The 19094-nt window shown below is 38.9% G+C and carries 19 protein-coding genes; 12 read left to right on the top strand and 7 right to left on the bottom strand.

Going from position 1 to position 19094, the window contains the following annotated elements:
• Window positions 1–13: 13 nt before the first annotated feature.
• Window positions 14–1108 carry an outer membrane protein assembly factor BamC gene (gene bamC, locus IV514_RS16270; RefSeq protein WP_206486377.1) on the bottom strand — a complete coding sequence of 365 codons (1095 nt, stop codon included), beginning with the start codon at window positions 1106–1108 and terminating at the stop codon, window positions 14–16.
• Between the two features lie 238 nt (window positions 1109–1346).
• On the opposite strand from bamC, the gene IV514_RS16265 reads away from it, so the two are divergent.
• Together IV514_RS16265 and bcp are read left to right on the top strand one after the other, a co-directional pair.
• On the top strand, window positions 1347–1874 hold the full coding sequence (locus IV514_RS16265; RefSeq protein ID WP_206486376.1) for an ACT domain-containing protein: 528 nt from the start codon (window positions 1347–1349) through the stop codon (window positions 1872–1874).
• A 12-nt stretch (window positions 1875–1886) separates the two neighbouring features.
• Entirely contained in the window at window positions 1887–2357 is a 471-nt protein-coding gene (bcp, locus tag IV514_RS16260; protein WP_206486375.1) for a thioredoxin-dependent thiol peroxidase, read from the top strand.
• A gap of 101 nt (window positions 2358–2458) precedes the next feature.
• Here bcp and IV514_RS16255 read toward each other — a convergent pair whose 3' ends face one another.
• Window positions 2459–3526: an AI-2E family transporter gene (locus tag IV514_RS16255; protein WP_206486374.1), complete on the bottom strand. Its 1068-nt coding sequence runs from the start codon at window positions 3524–3526 to the stop codon at window positions 2459–2461.
• A gap of 4 nt (window positions 3527–3530) precedes the next feature.
• Window positions 3531–3755: a sulfurtransferase TusA family protein gene (locus IV514_RS16250; RefSeq protein WP_206486373.1), complete on the bottom strand. Its 225-nt coding sequence runs from the start codon at window positions 3753–3755 to the stop codon at window positions 3531–3533.
• Window positions 3756–4085: 330 nt separating this feature from the next.
• On the opposite strand from IV514_RS16250, the gene IV514_RS16245 reads away from it, so the two are divergent.
• Genes IV514_RS16245 through IV514_RS16235 form a run of 3 tightly spaced genes read left to right on the top strand, consistent with a single transcriptional unit; the run spans window position 4086 to window position 6343 of the window.
• On the top strand, window positions 4086–5564 hold the full coding sequence (locus IV514_RS16245) for a M48 family metalloprotease (protein ID WP_206486372.1): 1479 nt from the start codon (window positions 4086–4088) through the stop codon (window positions 5562–5564).
• Window positions 5565–5595: 31 nt separating this feature from the next.
• Window positions 5596–5937: an arsenate reductase (glutaredoxin) gene (arsC, locus tag IV514_RS16240; RefSeq protein ID WP_206486371.1), complete on the top strand. Its 342-nt coding sequence runs from the start codon at window positions 5596–5598 to the stop codon at window positions 5935–5937.
• Window positions 5938–5947: 10 nt separating this feature from the next.
• A complete protein-coding gene (locus IV514_RS16235; protein WP_206486370.1) occupies window positions 5948–6343 on the top strand; it encodes a DUF2069 domain-containing protein in 396 nt (131 codons plus the stop codon).
• 13 nt (window positions 6344–6356) lie between these two features.
• Here IV514_RS16235 and hda read toward each other — a convergent pair whose 3' ends face one another.
• Both hda and IV514_RS16225 read right to left on the bottom strand, forming a co-directional pair.
• Window positions 6357–7076, bottom strand: a complete 720-nt coding sequence (gene hda / locus IV514_RS16230; protein ID WP_206486369.1) for a DnaA regulatory inactivator Hda — start codon at window positions 7074–7076, stop codon at window positions 6357–6359.
• Window positions 7073–8146 carry a DUF2066 domain-containing protein gene (locus IV514_RS16225; protein WP_206486368.1) on the bottom strand — a complete coding sequence of 358 codons (1074 nt, stop codon included), beginning with the start codon at window positions 8144–8146 and terminating at the stop codon, window positions 7073–7075. The genes hda and IV514_RS16225 overlap by 4 nt, the downstream gene beginning before the upstream one ends.
• Before the next feature lie 244 nt (window positions 8147–8390).
• On the opposite strand from IV514_RS16225, the gene purM reads away from it, so the two are divergent.
• From purM to IV514_RS16210, 3 genes are read left to right on the top strand one after another with little or no spacing between them, the layout of a single operon-like run.
• The gene (purM, locus tag IV514_RS16220; RefSeq protein WP_206486367.1) at window positions 8391–9437 is read left to right on the top strand and encodes a phosphoribosylformylglycinamidine cyclo-ligase; all 1047 of its coding nucleotides are present in this window, start codon (window positions 8391–8393) and stop codon (window positions 9435–9437) included.
• Between the two features lie 5 nt (window positions 9438–9442).
• Window positions 9443–10087: a phosphoribosylglycinamide formyltransferase gene (gene purN, locus IV514_RS16215; protein ID WP_206486366.1), complete on the top strand. Its 645-nt coding sequence runs from the start codon at window positions 9443–9445 to the stop codon at window positions 10085–10087.
• 29 nt (window positions 10088–10116) lie between these two features.
• Entirely contained in the window at window positions 10117–10890 is a 774-nt protein-coding gene (locus IV514_RS16210) for a DUF3108 domain-containing protein (protein WP_206486365.1), read from the top strand.
• On the opposite strand, the gene IV514_RS16205 is transcribed toward IV514_RS16210, so the two are convergent.
• Window positions 10891–11703: a class II glutamine amidotransferase gene (locus IV514_RS16205; RefSeq protein WP_206486364.1), complete on the bottom strand. Its 813-nt coding sequence runs from the start codon at window positions 11701–11703 to the stop codon at window positions 10891–10893. It lies immediately after the preceding gene.
• 226 nt (window positions 11704–11929) lie between these two features.
• Here IV514_RS16205 and ahpC point away from each other — a divergent pair, with 226 nt between their 5' ends.
• Window positions 11930–12499 carry an alkyl hydroperoxide reductase subunit C gene (gene ahpC, locus IV514_RS16200; RefSeq protein ID WP_206486363.1) on the top strand — a complete coding sequence of 190 codons (570 nt, stop codon included), beginning with the start codon at window positions 11930–11932 and terminating at the stop codon, window positions 12497–12499.
• Window positions 12500–12595: 96 nt separating this feature from the next.
• Complete coding sequence (gene ahpF / locus IV514_RS16195; RefSeq protein ID WP_206486362.1) at window positions 12596–14194, top strand: alkyl hydroperoxide reductase subunit F; 1599 nt, start codon at window positions 12596–12598, stop codon at window positions 14192–14194.
• Between the two features lie 51 nt (window positions 14195–14245).
• Here ahpF and oxyR read toward each other — a convergent pair whose 3' ends face one another.
• Entirely contained in the window at window positions 14246–15151 is a 906-nt protein-coding gene (gene oxyR / locus IV514_RS16190) for a DNA-binding transcriptional regulator OxyR (protein WP_206486361.1), read from the bottom strand.
• 233 nt (window positions 15152–15384) lie between these two features.
• Between oxyR and fadE the strand changes: the two genes are divergently transcribed.
• Entirely contained in the window at window positions 15385–17823 is a 2439-nt protein-coding gene (fadE, locus tag IV514_RS16185) for an acyl-CoA dehydrogenase FadE (RefSeq protein ID WP_206486360.1), read from the top strand.
• Between the two features lie 353 nt (window positions 17824–18176).
• Window positions 18177–19070, top strand: a complete 894-nt coding sequence (locus tag IV514_RS16180; RefSeq protein WP_206486359.1) for an acyltransferase — start codon at window positions 18177–18179, stop codon at window positions 19068–19070.
• Window positions 19071–19094: the final 24 nt, after the last annotated feature.

The following is a 19094-nucleotide window of genomic DNA, read 5'->3' as shown; positions in this document are numbered from 1 at the left end:
AATGAAATACCGGCTAATACACTTCTCTAAATGATAAGCCAGGTTCTATGACTTTAAAAATATTCGTCAGTGTTTCATTGGATAATGGTTCACCTTGTGCATCTACAATAGTTAACGAGGTCTTATTGATATTATTTTCATCAGCAGCTAAGACAAACTGATAGCGTTGTTCAGCAATGTCGATAACAGGTACTTCATCGCCCCAAATGCGATCCCATAAGCCCATACTTGGTTTGACAAAATCAACATAATAAATTTTCTTAGTCTCATTTAAGTCAGCGACAGTAAAACCAAAGTCTTCAAAAAATATCGGCATATTCGCCCATAATAAATCAATTGGCATTTGCACAATATAAGCAGGCTGTTGATCAGCATTTTGACCGATACTGACCAATTTTTGATTTGCTCTTAGCAACCTGTTTTCTTGTTGAAGTTTACGATATTCATAATCAACTTGGGCAACAATTTCATTCAGCATTGCCATTTCAGCACGTTGTTTATCAAGTAAGTTCATTTCTGCGCTTTCACCGCTCTCATCTGAGCGCAAATAGTCCACTAATGAAACCATCAACGCGACACTTCTGCCATGAGGTTTAGTTTCAAATTGAAAACGAAAGCGTAAACTCTCTGTAGAATCTACTTCTTCAAACAACCAAAAACCAGATTTTTTCTCTTTGTTATACCATTGTGATTCATAAATATTGTTTTCTGCATCTATTGTGTCCATCGACACACCATCAGAAGCTAACTGCTGTTCAAGTGCCTGATAAATAAATGATTGTAAATCAACATCATCTAATACTTGATCAAACCAAATTTTGGCTAATTCATTATTTGATTCAACGCGCGAAGAAGCAGCAATAGGCAATACTAACGATGGCGCTCTGACGTCCACCTCGCTACCGATCGGCCCTTTGTGATTAATTTTATCCGTAATATAATAGTCAGACGCTTGTTTTGGTTTATCTAGTCCAGCAGGAATAACCAGTAATTGTGCTTCTTGTTGACTTGCGTAATCGAAATCGCCGCTTGCCTGCTTATTGTTAATCGAACTACACCCTGCTACAGCCATGCTAAGCAATGAAAAATAAAACACCTTACGATTCATTAAAACTCCCGCGGATAACATCTGAATCTTTCTTATTGTGAAAATACAAATTTTGTCATTATAGTAATTGTCTCAAGTGGATACATAGACGCTAAATTATTGGAAAAGTTCACACTCGTTACCATTTTGATGGCACATGGTACTGCCCTGCAAAAACAAACACAAGAATAATTGCTAATGCCATATCGGTTTATTTACGTTACAATACCGCCTTTTTTTAAGACTCGAAGGTTAAATAATGTCTCAATACCTAGTTGTTACAGTAATGGGAGCAGACAGAACGGGAAGCGTCAGTAGCCTAACTAAGCTTGCGAGTGAATGTGGCTGTAATATTGTCGACAGTCGAATGGCAATATTTGGTCTCGAATTTACCATGATTATGCTACTAAAAGGTAGCGCTAAGGCGATCAATCAAATTGAAAGTAAAATTCCTGCTGTCGCACTCAAACGTGAACTGATCACTATGATGAAGCGCACCTCAGGTTATACTTTGCAAAATGTCACTGACCATTACTTAGTTGAATATGCAGGTGTTGATCAACCTGGCATTTTAAAGGCGATCACGGCTTTTTTTGCCACGCGTAATATCGATATATCGTCATTGAAATCTGAAATTGATCCTGAAAATGATCAAACTAGGGCCGTCATTCGTATTGGCTTAACAGCAGAAACACCAATAGAAGAACTTGAAAAAGACTACTTTGAATTGTGTGAGCAAATTGATGTTCAAGGCACTATCACAAAGTGCAACTCAAATTTAATTTAAAGAAGGATGAATATGAATACACTTAAAGTGGGTGATAACGCGCCATTATTTTCTTTATTAGATGAAAACGAAAATACCGTTTCTTTAGCTGATTACCTTGGTAAAAAACAGGTGCTTGTTTATTTCTACCCTAAAGCAATGACCCCAGGTTGTACGGTGCAAGCACAAGGATTACGAGATAGTAAAGACGCATTAAATACACATAACACCGTTGTTTTTGGCATTAGCCCGGATGCTCCAAAGCGTTTAGCAAAGTTTTGTCAACGCGATGAACTCAACTTTACTTTACTCTCCGATGAAGATCATAAAGTTGCCGACGAGTTTGGAGTGTGGGGCTTGAAGAAATTTATGGGCCGAGAATATGATGGTATTCATCGCTTAAGCTTTTTAATTGGCTTAGATGGTAAAATTAGCCATGTTTTTAATAAGTTTAAAACGAAAGATCACCATCAAGTTGTATTAGATGTTTTAAGCAATAGTTAATATATCTAATAGTTACCCGTCTAAGTGACGACGGGTCAAGATAAACAAAAAAGCCAATATACTGCAATATTGGCTTTTTTGTATTGATAAGTTACTTGGAATTACGTAGTAATATTTGCTTCAGACGTTGATGGCCAAGCATTTAATACCGCCTTCACTAAGGTGGCTAATGGAATAGCAAAAAACACGCCCCAAAAACCCCATAAACCACCAAATAAAATCACAGCAATGATAATAGTGACTGGGTGTAAGTTAACGGCTTCAGAAAATAATAGCGGCACTAACAAATTACCATCAAGTGCTTGAATAATACCGTAAGCGATCATCACATAACCAAATTCTGCACCAACGCCCCATTGAAATAACGCCACTAATAATACAGGAAATGTCACAATAGTTGCCCCAACATACGGCACCAGTACAGATAAGCCAACTAAGACACCAAGTAACACCGCGTAGTTTAATCCTAAAGCAATAAAGGTGACGGTAGAGATCACACCAATAATTAAAATCTCAATAACTTTACCGCGAATATAATTCATGATCTGACGGTTCATTTCATCACCCACTTGGCTAGCCATACGACGCTCTTTAGGTAAAAACGTTGTAAAACTCGTCAACAGAGCTTTTTTATCTTTAAGAAAGAAAAACACCATTAAAGGCACTAAAATAAGGTAAACCAACAATGCCACCAGATCAGAAATAGATCCCAATGACGCTCTTAACGCTGCCTGTCCCCATTCAATGATCTTCTCATTCACTAATGTAATCACCGATTGGATCTGTTCAGCTTTAACAAATTGCGGGTACTTTTCCGGCAAGGTCAGTAAATAGCTCTGCCCTTCACTTACCATATTAGGAACTTCTTGCAATAAGTTACTACTTTGCTGCCAAATAACGGGTAACAAACCAAGCATGGTCATTAAGGCAATACTGACAAATAAAGTCACCACTATCACTGTTGACCATGCTCTGGAAATGCCATATTGACCTAAACGGTTAACAGGTAAATCTAATAAGAATGCTATCGCAATAGCGACAAAAACAGGCATTAACAAGCCACTAAGGAAATAAATCGCTAAAAATGCGACCACTAAAATAAAGACAAGGGTTACCGCGTTAGGATCTGAAAACTTTTGTTTATACCATTGGGAAAAAAATGACACCATACTGTTATTTACCTGTTGTGATCACTAGCTCTTGCACTTGAGCAGTAATATTGGCTATTGAATATTGAAATCCTTTATCTTGTAGATATTTAGGAATATCAGATTTTGAACCTTTATCCGCTATACGAAGCACGAAACTATCAAGGGTTGTCATCTTTTTCAAAATTAATCGCATTTTAACTAAAGGGAGCGGACACTTATCACCCGTTGCGTCATACTCGTAAATCATAAAAGAAAACTATTTAAGCGCTTTTGTTTAATTATCTATTCTGCGACAATTGATTACAATAAAGTTATTCAGTTTATTTGTGAGCATTTGTATCTGTGGTATGGCAAAACGAGCGATTGAGTCAAACATGATACAATAATCTCGCTAAGTCACTCACACTACCTTTTCATTGATGTACGTGATTCAGACTCATATAAATAAAAAATAATACAATTAATTGAAAATTTAACTGAATCATTTGATATTGTAGACGTCAAAGGTTACAACATTGCACAATTTAATTCCCCAATTTACGATTAAAAAACAACAGCTAAAGTTGAACTCATCTCGATGACTATAAAAACTAATAAATTTTCTCAAATTATTTCATTTTCATCCGCGGCGCTATTCTCTCTGCTGATTTCATCATTCTATAGTTATGCTCAGCAGGATAATAAAAATAAACTGCCAGAAATTGGCGGCGCTGGTCTCAGTGTGTTATCGATCGATAAAGAACGTCAGATTGGTGATGCCATGATGCGTCACTTACGTGCATCTCAACCAATTGTCCACGATCCAGTATTAACGGAATACATTAATGACATTGGTAACCGTATGGTGCGACACGCGAATGATGTTAATTACAACTTCAAATTTTTCTTAATTAACAACAACGAACTTAATGCATTCGCATTTTTCGGTGGTCATATTGTCATTCACACTGGCCTGCTAATTACCGCTGATAATGAAAGTGAATTAGCCTCGGTTATCGCCCATGAAATATCCCATGTTACTCAACGGCATTTAGCTCGGCGTATGGAAGCTGGCAGTCGCAACCAACCTTTAACCATGGCAGGCATGATTTCTGGCGTATTGCTCTCTTTAGTAAACCCAACGGTAGGTATGGCGGCATTAAGCACAAGTATGGCGGCGTCTCAACAAGCAGGTATTAATTATACCCGAGGTAATGAAAAAGAGGCGGACAGAGTGGGGATTCAATTATTGGCAAACAGCGGCTTTGATCCTATGGGTGCGCCTAACTTTTTTACTAAAATGTCTGAGCGATTTCGCTATAAAAGTAAGCCGCCTGCGATGTTGCTGACTCACCCGTTACCAGACTCACGGATTACCGATGCTAGAACACGCGCGCAAAACTATAGCCCTCGCACCATAGCACCAAGTCTAACATTCGAACTGGCTAAAGCACGAATAAACGCACGTTATCAAGGTAATCCAAGAGACAATATTAAGCGAATAAAATATAAAATAGCCAAACAACAATATCGCTTTAAAGCCGCAACGCAATATGGCTTAGCAATCTCATATTTTGAAAATAAACAATACCAACAAGCGCAAGACCTGTTAGAGCGACTACTAAAAGACGATAACAATAACTTGTTTTATATTGATGTATTAACCGATACGTTAATTGCCACAGAACAATTTGACCGTGCCATTGCTATGCTAGCAGAAATAGAAAAGCTAATGCCGAAAAATCAAGTGGTGGCTCTTAACTATGCCAATACGTTAATCAAAGCCGAAAAATATGCTCAGGCAGAGCAAATTTTACAAGATTACTTATTACTTGATAAGTCCAATTACCTTGCCAATGATTTACTGACTCAGGTGTACCGAGCACAGAATAATAAAGCCATGATGCACGCATCTAAAGCAGAAGTTTATGCTTTATTAGGTGCTTTTCCTCGCGCCGTTGACGAATTACAAACTGGCTATACTTTTGCAAACGATATGCCATTAATTAAAAAGCGGATCAAAGCTCGGATCCTACAATTTCAGGAACAAGAGCAAAAGCTCAAACGATTAAATTAACCCCCTTTACCATTTAAAGAGAAGCTCATTTATGTTAACAATTTATCATAACCCTCGTTGTTCAAAAAGCCGTCAAACTCTTTCGCTGATTGAAGAGCATAATCAAGATGTACAAGTGGTTGAATACCTTAAAACACCTTTGTCTGTTGATGATATTAAACAATTATTAAGCTACTTATCAGTGTCGCCGGTTGAAATGATGCGGACCAAAGAGGCTGAATTTAAAGAACAAAATTTAAAAGGCGCTGATGATGAAACCTTAATCAATGCCATGGCAAATACACCTAAGTTAATTGAAAGACCAATTGTTGTTAAAGATAAAAACGCAGTGATCGGTCGTCCACCAGAAAATGTGCTAGCGTTATTCAACTAAGTCGAACGTAATGAAAAGAATATTCTCCACCAGCAGTCATCGAAAAATAGCCTTAACGGGCTATTTTTCTTTATTAATTTTTATGCCGTTATGGTTATTGGTCATCAATCCAACAAGTGCCTTGCCACCGATACTGAGCCTGATCTTGTTTACTTTACCTTTACTATTCCCGCTCAAAGGATTAATTCAAGGCAATCCATATACCTACGCTTGGTCAAACTTTATTGTGATGATCTATTTTTTACACAGTTTAACCACGTTATGGGTCTCAGCTTCTGATCTTATTTGGGCCAGTTTAGAGTTATTATTTGCCAGTATGATGTTTATTTCAGGCACCTATTACGCTAAATATCGTGGACAAGAATTAGGGTTAAGTATTCGCAAGAAAAAAGAGAACGAAAACTAGGGGCTGTTGAACTTTAATCAAGCAGTACTTGTTTGATAAAGGGAATAGTAATTTTACGCTGTTCCCTTATTGAAGCTTTATCGAGTTTATCCAGTGCAAACAACAAATCAGTCATTTCTCGAGAGAGTCGCGTCATTAAAAAGCGCGCCACGTCTTCTGAAAGCAATAAACCTCGTTGCTGAGCACGAAATTGGATCGCCGTTAGCTTTTCTTCATCCGATAACGGTTTCACTTGTTCAACATAGCCCCACGATAAACGTGAGCCCAGATCGGGTAAAGTTAAACCAAGTTGATTAACACTTTTATCTCCGGTAATGATAATGCGTTTATCATGTTCAATCACCCGATTAAACAAATCAAATACCGCTTGTTGCCATTGCGGATCATTAGCAATTAGTTGCACATCATCTAAACAGATTAAATCAATGGTTTCTAAGCCATCAAATACCTCGACCGACAAATGTTGCAGTTCAGAAAAAGATAAACATAGCGATGATAAACCAAGTTCCTGAGCATACGCACAGCTGGCATGTAGTAAATGTGTTTTCCCTACCCCAGTTAAACCAAATAAATAAAAACCATGAATATCACCTGATTGCGGCTTAGCCTGAGCAGCATCTATATAAGACTTGAGTAAATCTGTCACCGTATGATTGGTGATACTCTGATAGCTTAAAAATGTCTCATCATCTGGTAGTTGCACAGACAAAGTTAGTTGAGAAGTATGACTCACTGCTGCTCCCAATAAAATATTGGCACAGCATCAGGTTCAACAGGTGCAAGTGGATCGATATATTGATTCAGAGCTTTGTTAAGCTGTAACGACGCTAATAACGCTTGTTTAGAACCCAACAAAGTTAATTTAAAACGACGAACCGTACCTTTGACATGGGTTAACTGAACTGATTGTACCGCCGATAATTGTTCTAAAAAGGCTTTAATTTTTACATACCCCGTTAACGAATCTACATTTGCCACTTCTAGGGTAAATTGATTATTCACATCGGTGGTCAGCGCGTAGCGCTGGTATAAATCGTCAGCGATCTCATTTAATGCTTGAGACACTAGTTCATTACGTGACGTACCATAATAACGTTCACTAAAACGTTGTGTTTCTTCTTGAGTTGCAGTTGAAATAAAACTCCAATCGAGTGCGATATTCGGCTGACATAATAATTGACATTGCTCTGCTACTAATAGCTGCTCTTCAGACAATAAGGTATTATCCGAGATCCGAATCACTAAGATTGCTTCAGGTAAATAAGGAATAGATGCTTGATAAATTGGTTGTTGAAAGCGCCCCCAAAGATCAGAAATATTAACGGTTTGCTGAGTAACATTTCCTTTAGGTAACACAATTGGCAACCCTCTAAGCTCAGCAAGCTCGTCGACTGAGCGAATTAATGCTTGGCTCGATTCTTCAGTGGCCAATTCTCGCACCAAACCTTGCTCATTCACTAACCAAAGAACAATCTGAGGTCGTAAGCTGCCCCATAAAGGTAAATTTGCATTGACAAATAACGCGTTAATTTTAGCCTGATCAAAGCTAGCGCTCAGAAATTGTTGATCTTGTTCTCGTTCATACCGATAGTTTGTCACAAATCGATTGTAACGGTTCAAATGCGCCTTAATTTCTGGGTGTGACAGTACTTGTTGTTGACCACCAACCTTGACTAAAACCGCACGTAATGCTTGTTTTAACGCCTTATTACGATCGTTTTGACTTTGCGAGTCAACTTTTACCTTTGCAAGGTATAAATCTTTGACTTCTACTGCATTCACAACAGGCTGAACAGCGAACATCAATAAAACGACTGTAAAAACAAACCTATATATCATTAATATCGATAAAAATAATTATTTAATAAAGTGAATATTATCATAACTCTTTATGAAATAAGTTACTAAAAATAATTAAAATAAAATATTTAGCTTTAAAGATTTTCACCAGCCAATTGCGCTGGTAGAATATGCGCCTTTATTACCAGTAAATAGCTTGTGTTCTGGTAAATTCAATTAATAGTGAGTAACAAACAGAGGTCCCCCCGTGAGTGAAGAAAAGCAATCTCTAAGCTATAAAGATGCTGGCGTTGATATTGATGCAGGTAATGCCCTAGTAGAAAATATCAAAGGTGCAGTAAAACGTACAACTCGCCCAGAAGTTATGGGTGGCTTAGGTGGTTTTGGCTCTGTTTGCCAACTTCCAACTGGATATGAAGAACCCGTATTAGTCGCAGGTACAGATGGTGTTGGTACTAAGCTTCGTCTTGCTATTGATTTAGGTAAGCATGATACCGTCGGTATCGATTTAGTGGCTATGTGTGTTAACGATCTTATCGTCCAAGGCGCAGAGCCGTTATTTTTCTTAGATTATTATGCCACAGCAAAACTCGATGTAGATGTTGCTTCTGCTGTAGTTTCAGGTATTGCTGAAGGTTGTGTACAATCAGCATGTGCCCTAGTCGGTGGTGAAACCGCAGAAATGCCAGGAATGTATCATCAAGGTGATTACGATATCGCTGGTTTCTGTGTTGGTGTTGCTGAAAAGTCACGTTTGCTAGATGGCAGCAAAGTTGCTGCTGGCGATCAATTAATTGCTTTAGGCTCTTCCGGCGCCCATTCAAACGGTTATTCACTCATTCGTAAAGTACTTGAAGTCAATAACACCGATACCAATGAGTTACTCAATGGTAAATCAATCGCCGATCATTTAATTGAACCGACAAAAATTTACGTAAAATCAGTATTAGCGTTATTAAAGCAAGTAGACGTACACGCATTATCACACATCACTGGAGGCGGCTTCTGGGAAAACATTCCACGTGTTTTACCTGAAAGTGCTCAAGCTGTGATTAACGGTAATAGCTGGCAATGGCCAGAAATATTTAACTGGTTACAAGAAAATGGAAATATCACTACTCATGAAATGTATCGCACCTTTAACTGTGGTGTTGGCATGGTGATAGCTGTGCCAGCCGATCAAGTTGATAACAGCATCGCTATTTTAACTGAACACGGTGAAAAAGCTTGGCATATTGGTGAAATTGCCCAAATGCAATCAGGTCAAGAGCAAGTTATCATCAACCAAGGTTAATTGCTATGCCACGCCGAATTGTCGTTTTAATTTCGGGTAGCGGTTCAAATTTGCAGGCGATTATTGACGCCTGCAAAACACCAGACTATCCGGGAGAAGTTGTCGCTGTAATTTCAAATAAAGCAGATGCCTATGGTTTAACACGTGCCGCTGATGCTAATATTGCCAATCACGCAATTTCTCACAAACTGTTTGATAGTAGAGAGCAATACGATCAAGCATTGATTAAACAAATAGATGCTTACCAACCAGACCTTGTCGTACTTGCCGGTTTTATGCGAATTTTAACCCCTGCCTTTGTACAACATTTTTCTGGAAAATTATTGAACATTCACCCTTCTTTGTTGCCAAAGTATCAAGGACTTAATACTCATCAACGCGCAATTGATGCCGGTGACACTGAACATGGTGTTAGTGTGCACTTTGTCACTGAAGAGCTTGATGGTGGTCCTGTTGTTTTACAAGCTAAGGTGCCCATTTTTGCAGAAGACAATGCTGATATCTTAGCTAGTCGAATTCATCAGCAAGAACACCGTATTTACCCTTTAGTGGTAAAATGGTTCTGTGATGGACGTTTGACAATGCAAGATGAAAGCGCCGTATTAGACGGTAAAATACTGCCAGAACATGGCTATGCTAACGAAGAATAACTTCAAATAATTGTGTGAAAGGAAAATCTATGAATAAATCACTGTGTCATTTTTGTTTCGTTTTTGTCGCTTTTTTAACCCTAGATAACACAGCGCAAGCACAGCAAAAAGAAACCGGCACAGTGATCAAACCTTTTACGGCACACTACAACATTTTGCATAAATCATCGCCTGTCGGTACAGGCATTAGAACCTTAAAGTATTTAAACGATGATCAGGTGCAATATAGTTACCAAACAGAAATCGAGTGGTTAATTTTTTCTGATGTACGCAAAGAAAGCACTCGAGTCAAACTCAATGATAATCATGTAACTCCTTTACAATATCAGTTTACTCGTGAAGGCACTGGACGCGATAAAGCCTATGACTGGCAGTACGATATTGAGAAAAACTTAGCAAAAGATCTGAAAAAAAATCGAAAAATGACGGTTAATTTTCCTGAAAATATTCAAGATAAATTAAGTTATCATTTACAAAATCGTCTCAATTTAATTGCTAACCCTGAGCAAAAGCTCTTTGTTTACCCTGTAATAAGCACTTCTGGCTCAATTAAAAACTACGTCTATCAGTACGAAGGTATAGAAGATGTGATGTTGCCTTATGGTTTAGTCAAAGCAGTAAAATTAAAACGCGAAGTGGTTGAGAAAAAACGCATCACTTATGCATGGTTTGCCCCTGAACTTAACTATCTTTTAGTTAAGTTATATCAAGTCAAAGGTGGGGTAGAACAGTTCGAAGCGCAACTATCAAAACTAAGCATTAGCGATGAGCAAACAACAACATCAGCAAAAATACCTGACTAATTAAACAGAACTTGGAGCCGGTGAGATCGCTTGTGTTTGTCCTTGAGCAATAGACTCCCCTAAGCGAAACAACTGCCATTGCCCCGGCTGCATTTTATGCCAGGTCTCATCATCGGTTAATGGCTGCGTAGCGATCACAGTAACCACGTCTTTATCAGTGGTCACTTGTTGAAAATCAACCACCATTTCAGCATCAATTAAACTTGCTTCACCAAACGGCGCCCGACGCGTTATCCAATGCAGCTTTGTAGAACAAAAAGCAAACACACAATCACCATCAGAAACCAATAAGTTAAACACCCCTAATTGATGAATGCGCTCGCATAGTTGCGCAACAAAGCTAAACAAGACATCATCTGCAGGTTGTTGCTGAGCAAACTTGCTATGTAATTGATCTAATATCCAACAAAAAGCGTGTTCACTGTCTGTCGTGCCAATCGGGATATGATACTTAACCGGCAACTCGTTGCTAAAGTCTTTTAACTGACCATTATGGGCATAAGTCCAGTTTTTTCCCCACATTTGTCGCGTAAAAGGATGGGTGTTCTCCAAACAAATCTCACCTGAGTTAGCTTGACGAATATGACAAATCACCGCTTCACTTTTTATTGGGTATTCAGTGACTAACGTAGCGATAGGAGAATGTGCACTAGGCAGCGGATCTTTGAAACTTCGACAGCCCTTCCCTTCATAAAAAGTGATGCCCCAACCATCTTTATGTGGCCCTGTATTACCGCCACGTTGCATTAAACCACTAAAGCTAAAGCAAATATCTGTAGGTACATTGGCACTCATCGCCAGTAATTCACACATTCACACTGTCTTTTATTCACTCAACATACGCTAATTATACATAGGATCGCCTGACTGTGGAGTGTTAAATAAATGAAATGATTCACTTTATACACATTAATAGGAACTAACTATTAAATTTATAAATAAAAACAATTTAACCAATCGACAGAAGCTTTATAAGATAACCCCAAGTTAAACAACGGTGAATTTCACCAAACCATATAAATCACAAACGGAGAAAACCATGACTCAATCTATTATCAATAGCAAACTATTACCATTTAAAGCCACCGCATTTCATAATGGCGATTTCATTGAAGTTAGTGACGCTGATATTGCTGGCAAATGGGCAGTATTTTTCTTTTATCCTGCAGATTTTACTTTCGTATGCCCTACTGAGCTCGGTGATCTTGCAGAGCATTATGCGCAGTTACAAGAAATGGGGGTTGAGGTTTACTCAGTATCAACCGACACCCACTTTACTCATAAAGCATGGCATGACAGTTCAGATACTATCGGTAAAATCAATTACCCAATGATAGGTGATCCAACCGGTACCCTTACTCGCAACTTTGGTGTCATGATAGAAGAAGACGGCTTAGCATTACGCGGTACCTTTGTAGTAAACCCTGAAGGCGAAATCAAAGTAGCTGAAATACATGATCTAGGTATTGGTCGCTCAGCAACAGAGTTAGTACGAAAAATTCAAGCTGCTCAGTATGTTGCCACTCACGACGGTGAAGTTTGCCCTGCAGCATGGCAACCAGGTGAAAAAACACTTGCCCCTTCATTAGATCTTGTTGGCAAAATCTAACGCTTTGGCAAGTTAATTCGCTCAACACCCAGCTCGGTGTTGAGCACTCCATCATCACCTATGTGATCAATAACATCATATTAAAGGTAGTTCACTATGCTAGATGCAAATTTAAAAACTCAATTAACTCAGTATTTACAACAATTAAAAACCGCCGTTGAGCTTACTATCTTTATTGATAATAGCGCCAAATCAACCGAGCTTAAACAACTTGCACAAGAAATTGCACAATTGTCATCCTTGATCACATTAACAACCAGTGAAGCGGCGAGTGACGAACAAATACGCATTCCTTCTATGCGAGTACATTCTGTTGCCAATAACAGTAATATGCACTTTGCTGGTATTCCTATGGGACATGAATTTACCTCACTTGTGCTAGCGCTTTTACACAGTGGAGGTCATCCAATAAAGTTAAGTGCAGAAACCATTGAACAAGTCAAAAACTTATCTGGCCACTTTCAATTTGAAAGTTATATTTCATTAAGTTGTCAAAACTGCCCTGAGGTCGTTCAAGCACTTAATATGATGGCAGCCATCAACCCAAACATCAGTCATACCATGATAGATGGTGCGCTATTTAACGATGAAGTCGAACAACGTAATATTTTAGCCGTGCCTTCAGTTTATCTTAACGGAAAACCATTTGCTCAAGGGCGGGTAACTTTAAATGACATACTCACTAAGGTTGATGTTAATGCTAAACAACGCCAAGCAGAGCAACTCGAACAGAAAACACCGTTTGACTTTCTAGTCGTAGGTGGTGGCCCTGCGGGGGCATCAGCAGCCATTTATAGTGCGCGAAAAGGCATTAAAACAGCGTTAGTGGCAGATCGTTTTGGCGGGCAAGTACAAGACACCATGGCAATTGAAAACTTTATTTCAGTAAAAGCCACTGAAGGGCCTAAACTTGTCGCTAGCCTTGAAGAACATGTTAAAGATTATGATATCGATATTATTAATAACCAACGCGTCAAAAAAATCATCGAAGCTCAAGCGATAGGTGAATTGATCACCATAGAGTTAGAGAGTGGTGCTCAATTGCAAAGTCGCTCAGTGTTAATTGCTACAGGAGCTAGCTGGCGTGAAATTAACGTTCCCGGCGAACAAACTTATCGTGGTAAGGGAGTTGCCTATTGCCCACATTGTGATGGACCGTTATTTAAAGGCAAATCCGTCGCAGTAATTGGTGGAGGAAACTCAGGGATTGAAGCTGCCATTGATTTAGCCGGTATTGTTGAACATGTTACTGTACTTGAATTTGATGAAAAACTAAGAGCTGATGCAGTTTTACAAGATAAAGCGAATAAAATGCCAAATATAACGATAGTAACGCATGCTCAAACCACTGAAATTGTCGGCAATGGCAAACGCGTATCGGGTCTGAACTATACTTGTCGTAAAACCAAGACCGATCATCATATTGCGCTTGCAGGCGTCTTTGTGCAAATTGGCTTAGTGCCAAATAGTCAATTTCTTCAAGGTGATGTTGAGTTATCAGCACAAGGTGAAATTATCACGCAAATGAATGGGCAAACGAGCATGCCTGGAGTGTTTGCAGCTGGCGATGTTACCCATAGCCCATATAAACAAATAATTATTGCCATGGGTAGCGGTGCAAACGCCGCCTTAGGGGCATTTGATTACCTGATCAGAACACCACAGAGCACAAAACAAAGCTCCAAAGCGGCTTAAATACTTAGCTCAACGCATGGGATAAAACTTTAATCTAAGTTTTATCCCTTACTAATACAAATTCAATCCTAAACTGGCAACGGATTGCTTTACTGTACTGACCACCTCTCGGATACAGGCCATACGTGAATAACCACTACGTATTAATAGCGAAATTTTTCGACTAGGTTTAGGTGAAGAAAACTCAATATAACTGATGTCATCATTAACGCGACCATAAACAGCCAATTCAGGCATTAATGTCACTCCACGATTACTCGACACCATATATCGTAATGTTTCTAAGCTAGTTGCCCGAAAACTTTGATCTTCATTTGCTCCCGCACTGAAACAATATCCCATCGCTTGATCGCGCAAACAATGACCATCTTCGAGCGTTAGAATTTTATGATCCACTAAATCATTGAGATGCATCGACTGCTTTTGACTAAACTCATGATTTATAGGCGCCGCCATAACAAAGGCTTCATCAAATAAATCATAGCGTTCAAATTTATTCATACCATCAAGCCAGGGCAAAATTAACGCATCTAACTGCCCTTGAGCAAGTTGCTCCAACAGATGTTGTGTCTTATCTTCGTATAAATAAAAATCAATTTTAGGTAGTGCGTTATTTAAATCCTTCATAATATGAGGCAACAAATAAGGCGCTAATGTCGGGATCAACCCTAAATGTAAATCACCAGATAATGGATCTAATAACGCTTTTGCAGAGAGTTCAAAGTTTTGCGCCTCTTGTAGTACTTTCCTAGCTTGTACAATCAGTTGCTCCCCCATAGGCGTTAACATAACGTTGCGCGTTTGCCGTTCAATCAATGTTAAACCAAGTTGCTGTTCCAGTTTCATGATTTGGCCACTTAACGTAGGCTGACTAACAAAGCATGCTTGAGCGGCTTTGCCAAAGTGACGATACTTAGCGATGGCATCTAAATATTCTAAATCCCTCAGCTTAATCATTGAGTATACCTATAAAAGAATTAAAATTTATCGTTAATACTTATATCAGTAACTAGGTTATCGGTAAAGAAAGAAACAACAGTCCAACAAAACTTAGTTAGTGCTTAAAGCGCGAGAAAGCACTATCCTGTTTATTTGAAAATTTTCAATTACACTAAAACTAGATTGAATATTTTCTAAAATCGCATTAAGCTTAACCTAGTGGTCTGACCTCTAAATAAAAAGGAATAACTGTGGAAATATTAACTTGGTGGCTTTGCGCCATCGCCTTAATAGGCTTTATGTCTTATCAACGGGCATCATTAGTAAGCTTTACCGTATCATTTACTATCTTAATGATAATTGGTACTTTTTTTAATGCTGTATCTTTTTTTGGTTGGTTAATTTTTGCTATTCTCGCCCTGCCCTTTAACTTATCTGAAGTTCGCAAAAAATATATTAGTCTCCCATTACTCACGGCTTTCCAAAAAATTATGCCGGAAATGTCAACGACAGAGAAAGAAGCGCTCGATGCAGGAACAACCTGGTTTGAAGCAGATTTATTCCGTGGAGATCCTGATTGGCAAAAATTACATAACTACCCGCAACCAAGGTTAAGTGCAGAAGAAAAAGCGTTTCTTGATGGTCCGGTAGAAGAAGTTTGCCGCATGGTGGATGACTGGCATACCACTCACGATCGTGCTGATATGTCACCGGAAGTTTGGCAATATCTCAAAGACAATAAGTTCTTTGCAATGATCATCAAAAAACAATATGGCGGCCTTGAATTTAGTGCATTTGCCCAATCACGCGTATTGCAAAAATTATCGGGGGTGAGCACTGTTTTATCAAGTACAGTTGGCGTACCAAACTCTTTAGGCCCTGGTGAACTATTACAACACTATGGCACCAAAGAACAACAAGACCATTACCTACCTCGCCTGGCAAAAGGCGAAGAAATTCCATGCTTTGCATTAACTAGCCCTGAAGCTGGCTCAGATGCTGGTGCTATTCCTGACTTTGGCGTTGTCTGTCATGGCACTTTCAATGGTGAAGAAGTATTAGGAATGAAGTTAACCTGGAATAAGCGTTATATCACACTAGCGCCTATTGCAACTGTACTAGGGCTAGCATTTAAATTAACCGATCCTGATGGTTTACTCGGTGATACTAAAGATTTAGGCATTACTTGTGCCTTGATCCCAACAGACATTGACGGTGTGATCACCGGACGTCGTCATTTTCCACTGAATGTGCCTTTTCAAAATGGTCCAACACAGGGAAATGAAGTCTTTGTGCCGTTAGACTTTATTATTGGTGGCCCTAAAATGGCCGGTCAAGGCTGGCGCATGTTAGTAGAATGTTTATCAGTCGGTCGAGCAATCACCTTACCATCAAACAGTGCCGGAGGGATCAAGTCGGTTGCCTTAGCCACTGGAGCATATAGTCGCATTCGCCGTCAATTTAAATTACCTATTGGTAAAATGGAGGGGGTCGAAGAAGCACTCGCGCGTATTGGTGGTAATGCATATTTAATGGATGCGGTTACAACGTTATCAACCGGAGCTATCGACTTAGGTGAAAAACCTTCGGTTGTTTCTGCTATCTCAAAATACCATCTAACCGAAAAAATGCGTCAATCAATTACTGATGCGATGGATATTCATGGCGGTAAAGGGATCTGTATGGGCCCGAATAATTACCTTGCCAGAGGCTATCAAGGAGCCCCCGTTGCAATCACCGTTGAAGGGGCAAATATTTTAACCCGTAGTATGATCATCTATGGTCAAGGTGCTATTCGTTGTCACCCTTACGTATTAGCTGAGCTTGAAGCAGCAAGTAATAATGACAGCCAGCAAGCTTTAGAAGACTTTGATCATGCATTATTTGGTCATATTGGTTTTGCCATCAGTAACATTGTCCGTAGCAAATGGATGGCATTTACTGGCTCTCGTTTTGTTAATGCGCCATACAACGATGGTACTAAGCGTTATTATCAATTATTAACGCGCTTTAGTGCTAACCTAGCAATGCTATCAGATATTGCCATGCTAACTCTTGGTGGCGATCTCAAACGTAGAGAACGTATTTCAGCCCGTTTAGGTGATGTGCTAAGTTATTTATATTTAGCAAGTGCAACACTTAAGCGCTTTAATGATGAAGGACGTCAAAGTAGTGATTTACCCTTGGTTGCTTGGGCCGTTGAAGATTCATTGTATCGAATGCAACAAGCCATCGATGAATTACTCAGTAATTTCCCGAATAAAATGATTGCGATTGCCCTACGCGCGGTTATTTTCCCACTTGGCACATGGTTAACTAAACCATCAGATAAAACCGATCATCAGGTAGCTAAATTATTGCAAACACCAAGTGATGCCAGAGCACGGTTAGGAAAAGGTCAATACTTAACTGATGACGGCAAAAATGTCTTAGGACAACTAGAGACTGCGTTAACAAATACTCTCGCGTGCGAACCTATATTTAATAAAATATGCCAAGCATTGGATGAAAAACTGCCATTTTATCAGTTAGATAAAGTTGCAGAAAAAGGCTTAGCCGCTGACATTATCACTGAAGAAGAAGCACAGTTACTCACCGTGACCGAAAAACAAAGGCTCGCCGTGATAAATGTTGATGACTTTGACAATGATGAATTAATTTCAGCAAATTTTGCTCAATCTTCCACTTAAGGCATGCACCGCATGACAGAAAAGCAAGCCAATTGGCTTGCTTTTTTTATTTAAGTATTAAGGTCAACAAATGGCGCGGTAATAGAGAGTTTTTCGCCCCAAACTTCAAACAATTGAAAGCGAGGATGGCAAGTCACCTTAATTTACCGCAAACCAACAAAACCCTTAAAAAGTATACCGAACAAACATTGACTCTATATCTTGCAACACCTCGGTACTCTAGCATTGGACTTTCTTGAAGTATTTCGATATTTATCAAGTACTCAGCGTACAGGTGTAACCAATAAAGCAATACCAAATTGCGCTAAAAACCCGTAAAATATCGTAATAAATTATAATGTTAACCTGTTTTTATGTTGTCCGTACTTCCCAGTTTTGTCTTAATGCCAATTTCCTTTATTTTATTTTGTTTAAACCTGGCTGTTTGTGGTTCCTTGATCTTTTTAGGTGGCTTATTAAAATTTTTAGTCCCTGTGTCAGCCTTTCATCGCATTTTATATAAACCAATGCATGCTTTTTACCGTTTATGGGCGTTAAATAACTTTTTGATCATGTGCTTGTTTAATCGAATCAAATGGACCATCAGAGGTGATGAAAACCTGAATAAAAACTCTTGGTACTTGTTAATTGCCAACCATCAAAGTTGGTTAGATATTTTTGTCTTATCCAACTTTTGCCGTACTCGCATTCCAGAGCCCAAGTACTTTCTCAAAGAATCACTAAAAAAAGTCCCATTTATTGGTATGGGCTGTTGGGCATTAGATATGCCATTTATGAAGCGTTACAGTAAGTCATTTTTAAAGAAAAACCCCCACCTTATTGGGACAGATCTTGAAACAACCAAACGAAGCTGTGAAAAATACAAATATCAGCCTACGACTATCATTAATTTTGTTGAAGGTACGCGATTCACCAAAGAAAAACATCAACAACAAAATAGTCAATTCAATCATTTATTAAGCCCCAAAGCAGGCGGTATCGCCTTTACCTTAGCAACGATGGGTGAGCAATTTGATAAAATTTTAAACATCACATTAATCTACCCGAAAAACCCCGGTCACGTAATGAAAGACATGCTTAAAGGCAAGTTACAAGAGATTATTATTGATGTTGAACAAATTGATGATGTTAAACAACTTCAAGGGGACTACAGCAAGGATACCGAATATAAAAAGCGATTTCATCGTTGGTTAACAAATACCTGGCAAAGAAACGATCAGAAAATTACAAAATATCTTACAAAGTAAGCGCTTCCAATCAGTTTCGCTTAT

This window comes from Thalassotalea sp. G2M2-11, from assembly GCF_017168195.1.
GTDB lineage: Bacteria > Pseudomonadota > Gammaproteobacteria > Enterobacterales > Alteromonadaceae > Thalassotalea_E.
This window is presented reverse-complemented; position numbering and strand designations above follow the sequence as displayed.

Coding starts and splice junctions, on each gene's coding strand:
- oxyR (WP_206486361.1), bottom strand. CDS start 15,151: ATGATTAAGCTGAGGGATTTAGAATATTTAGATGCCATCGCTAAGTAT.
- IV514_RS16205 (WP_206486364.1), bottom strand. CDS start 11,703: ATGTGTGAATTACTGGCGATGAGTGCCAATGTACCTACAGATATTTGC.
- IV514_RS16250 (WP_206486373.1), bottom strand. CDS start 3,755: ATGATTTACGAGTATGACGCAACGGGTGATAAGTGTCCGCTCCCTTTA.
- IV514_RS16265 (WP_206486376.1), top strand. CDS start 1,347: ATGTCTCAATACCTAGTTGTTACAGTAATGGGAGCAGACAGAACGGGA.
- purN (WP_206486366.1), top strand. CDS start 9,443: ATGCCACGCCGAATTGTCGTTTTAATTTCGGGTAGCGGTTCAAATTTG.
- bamC (WP_206486377.1), bottom strand. CDS start 1,108: ATGAATCGTAAGGTGTTTTATTTTTCATTGCTTAGCATGGCTGTAGCA.
- IV514_RS16180 (WP_206486359.1), top strand. CDS start 18,177: ATGTTGTCCGTACTTCCCAGTTTTGTCTTAATGCCAATTTCCTTTATT.
- arsC (WP_206486371.1), top strand. CDS start 5,596: ATGTTAACAATTTATCATAACCCTCGTTGTTCAAAAAGCCGTCAAACT.
- IV514_RS16225 (WP_206486368.1), bottom strand. CDS start 8,146: ATGTTCGCTGTTCAGCCTGTTGTGAATGCAGTAGAAGTCAAAGATTTA.
- ahpC (WP_206486363.1), top strand. CDS start 11,930: ATGACTCAATCTATTATCAATAGCAAACTATTACCATTTAAAGCCACC.
- IV514_RS16255 (WP_206486374.1), bottom strand. CDS start 3,526: ATGGTGTCATTTTTTTCCCAATGGTATAAACAAAAGTTTTCAGATCCT.
- ahpF (WP_206486362.1), top strand. CDS start 12,596: ATGCTAGATGCAAATTTAAAAACTCAATTAACTCAGTATTTACAACAA.
- IV514_RS16245 (WP_206486372.1), top strand. CDS start 4,086: ATGACTATAAAAACTAATAAATTTTCTCAAATTATTTCATTTTCATCC.
- IV514_RS16210 (WP_206486365.1), top strand. CDS start 10,117: ATGAATAAATCACTGTGTCATTTTTGTTTCGTTTTTGTCGCTTTTTTA.
- IV514_RS16235 (WP_206486370.1), top strand. CDS start 5,948: ATGAAAAGAATATTCTCCACCAGCAGTCATCGAAAAATAGCCTTAACG.
- bcp (WP_206486375.1), top strand. CDS start 1,887: ATGAATACACTTAAAGTGGGTGATAACGCGCCATTATTTTCTTTATTA.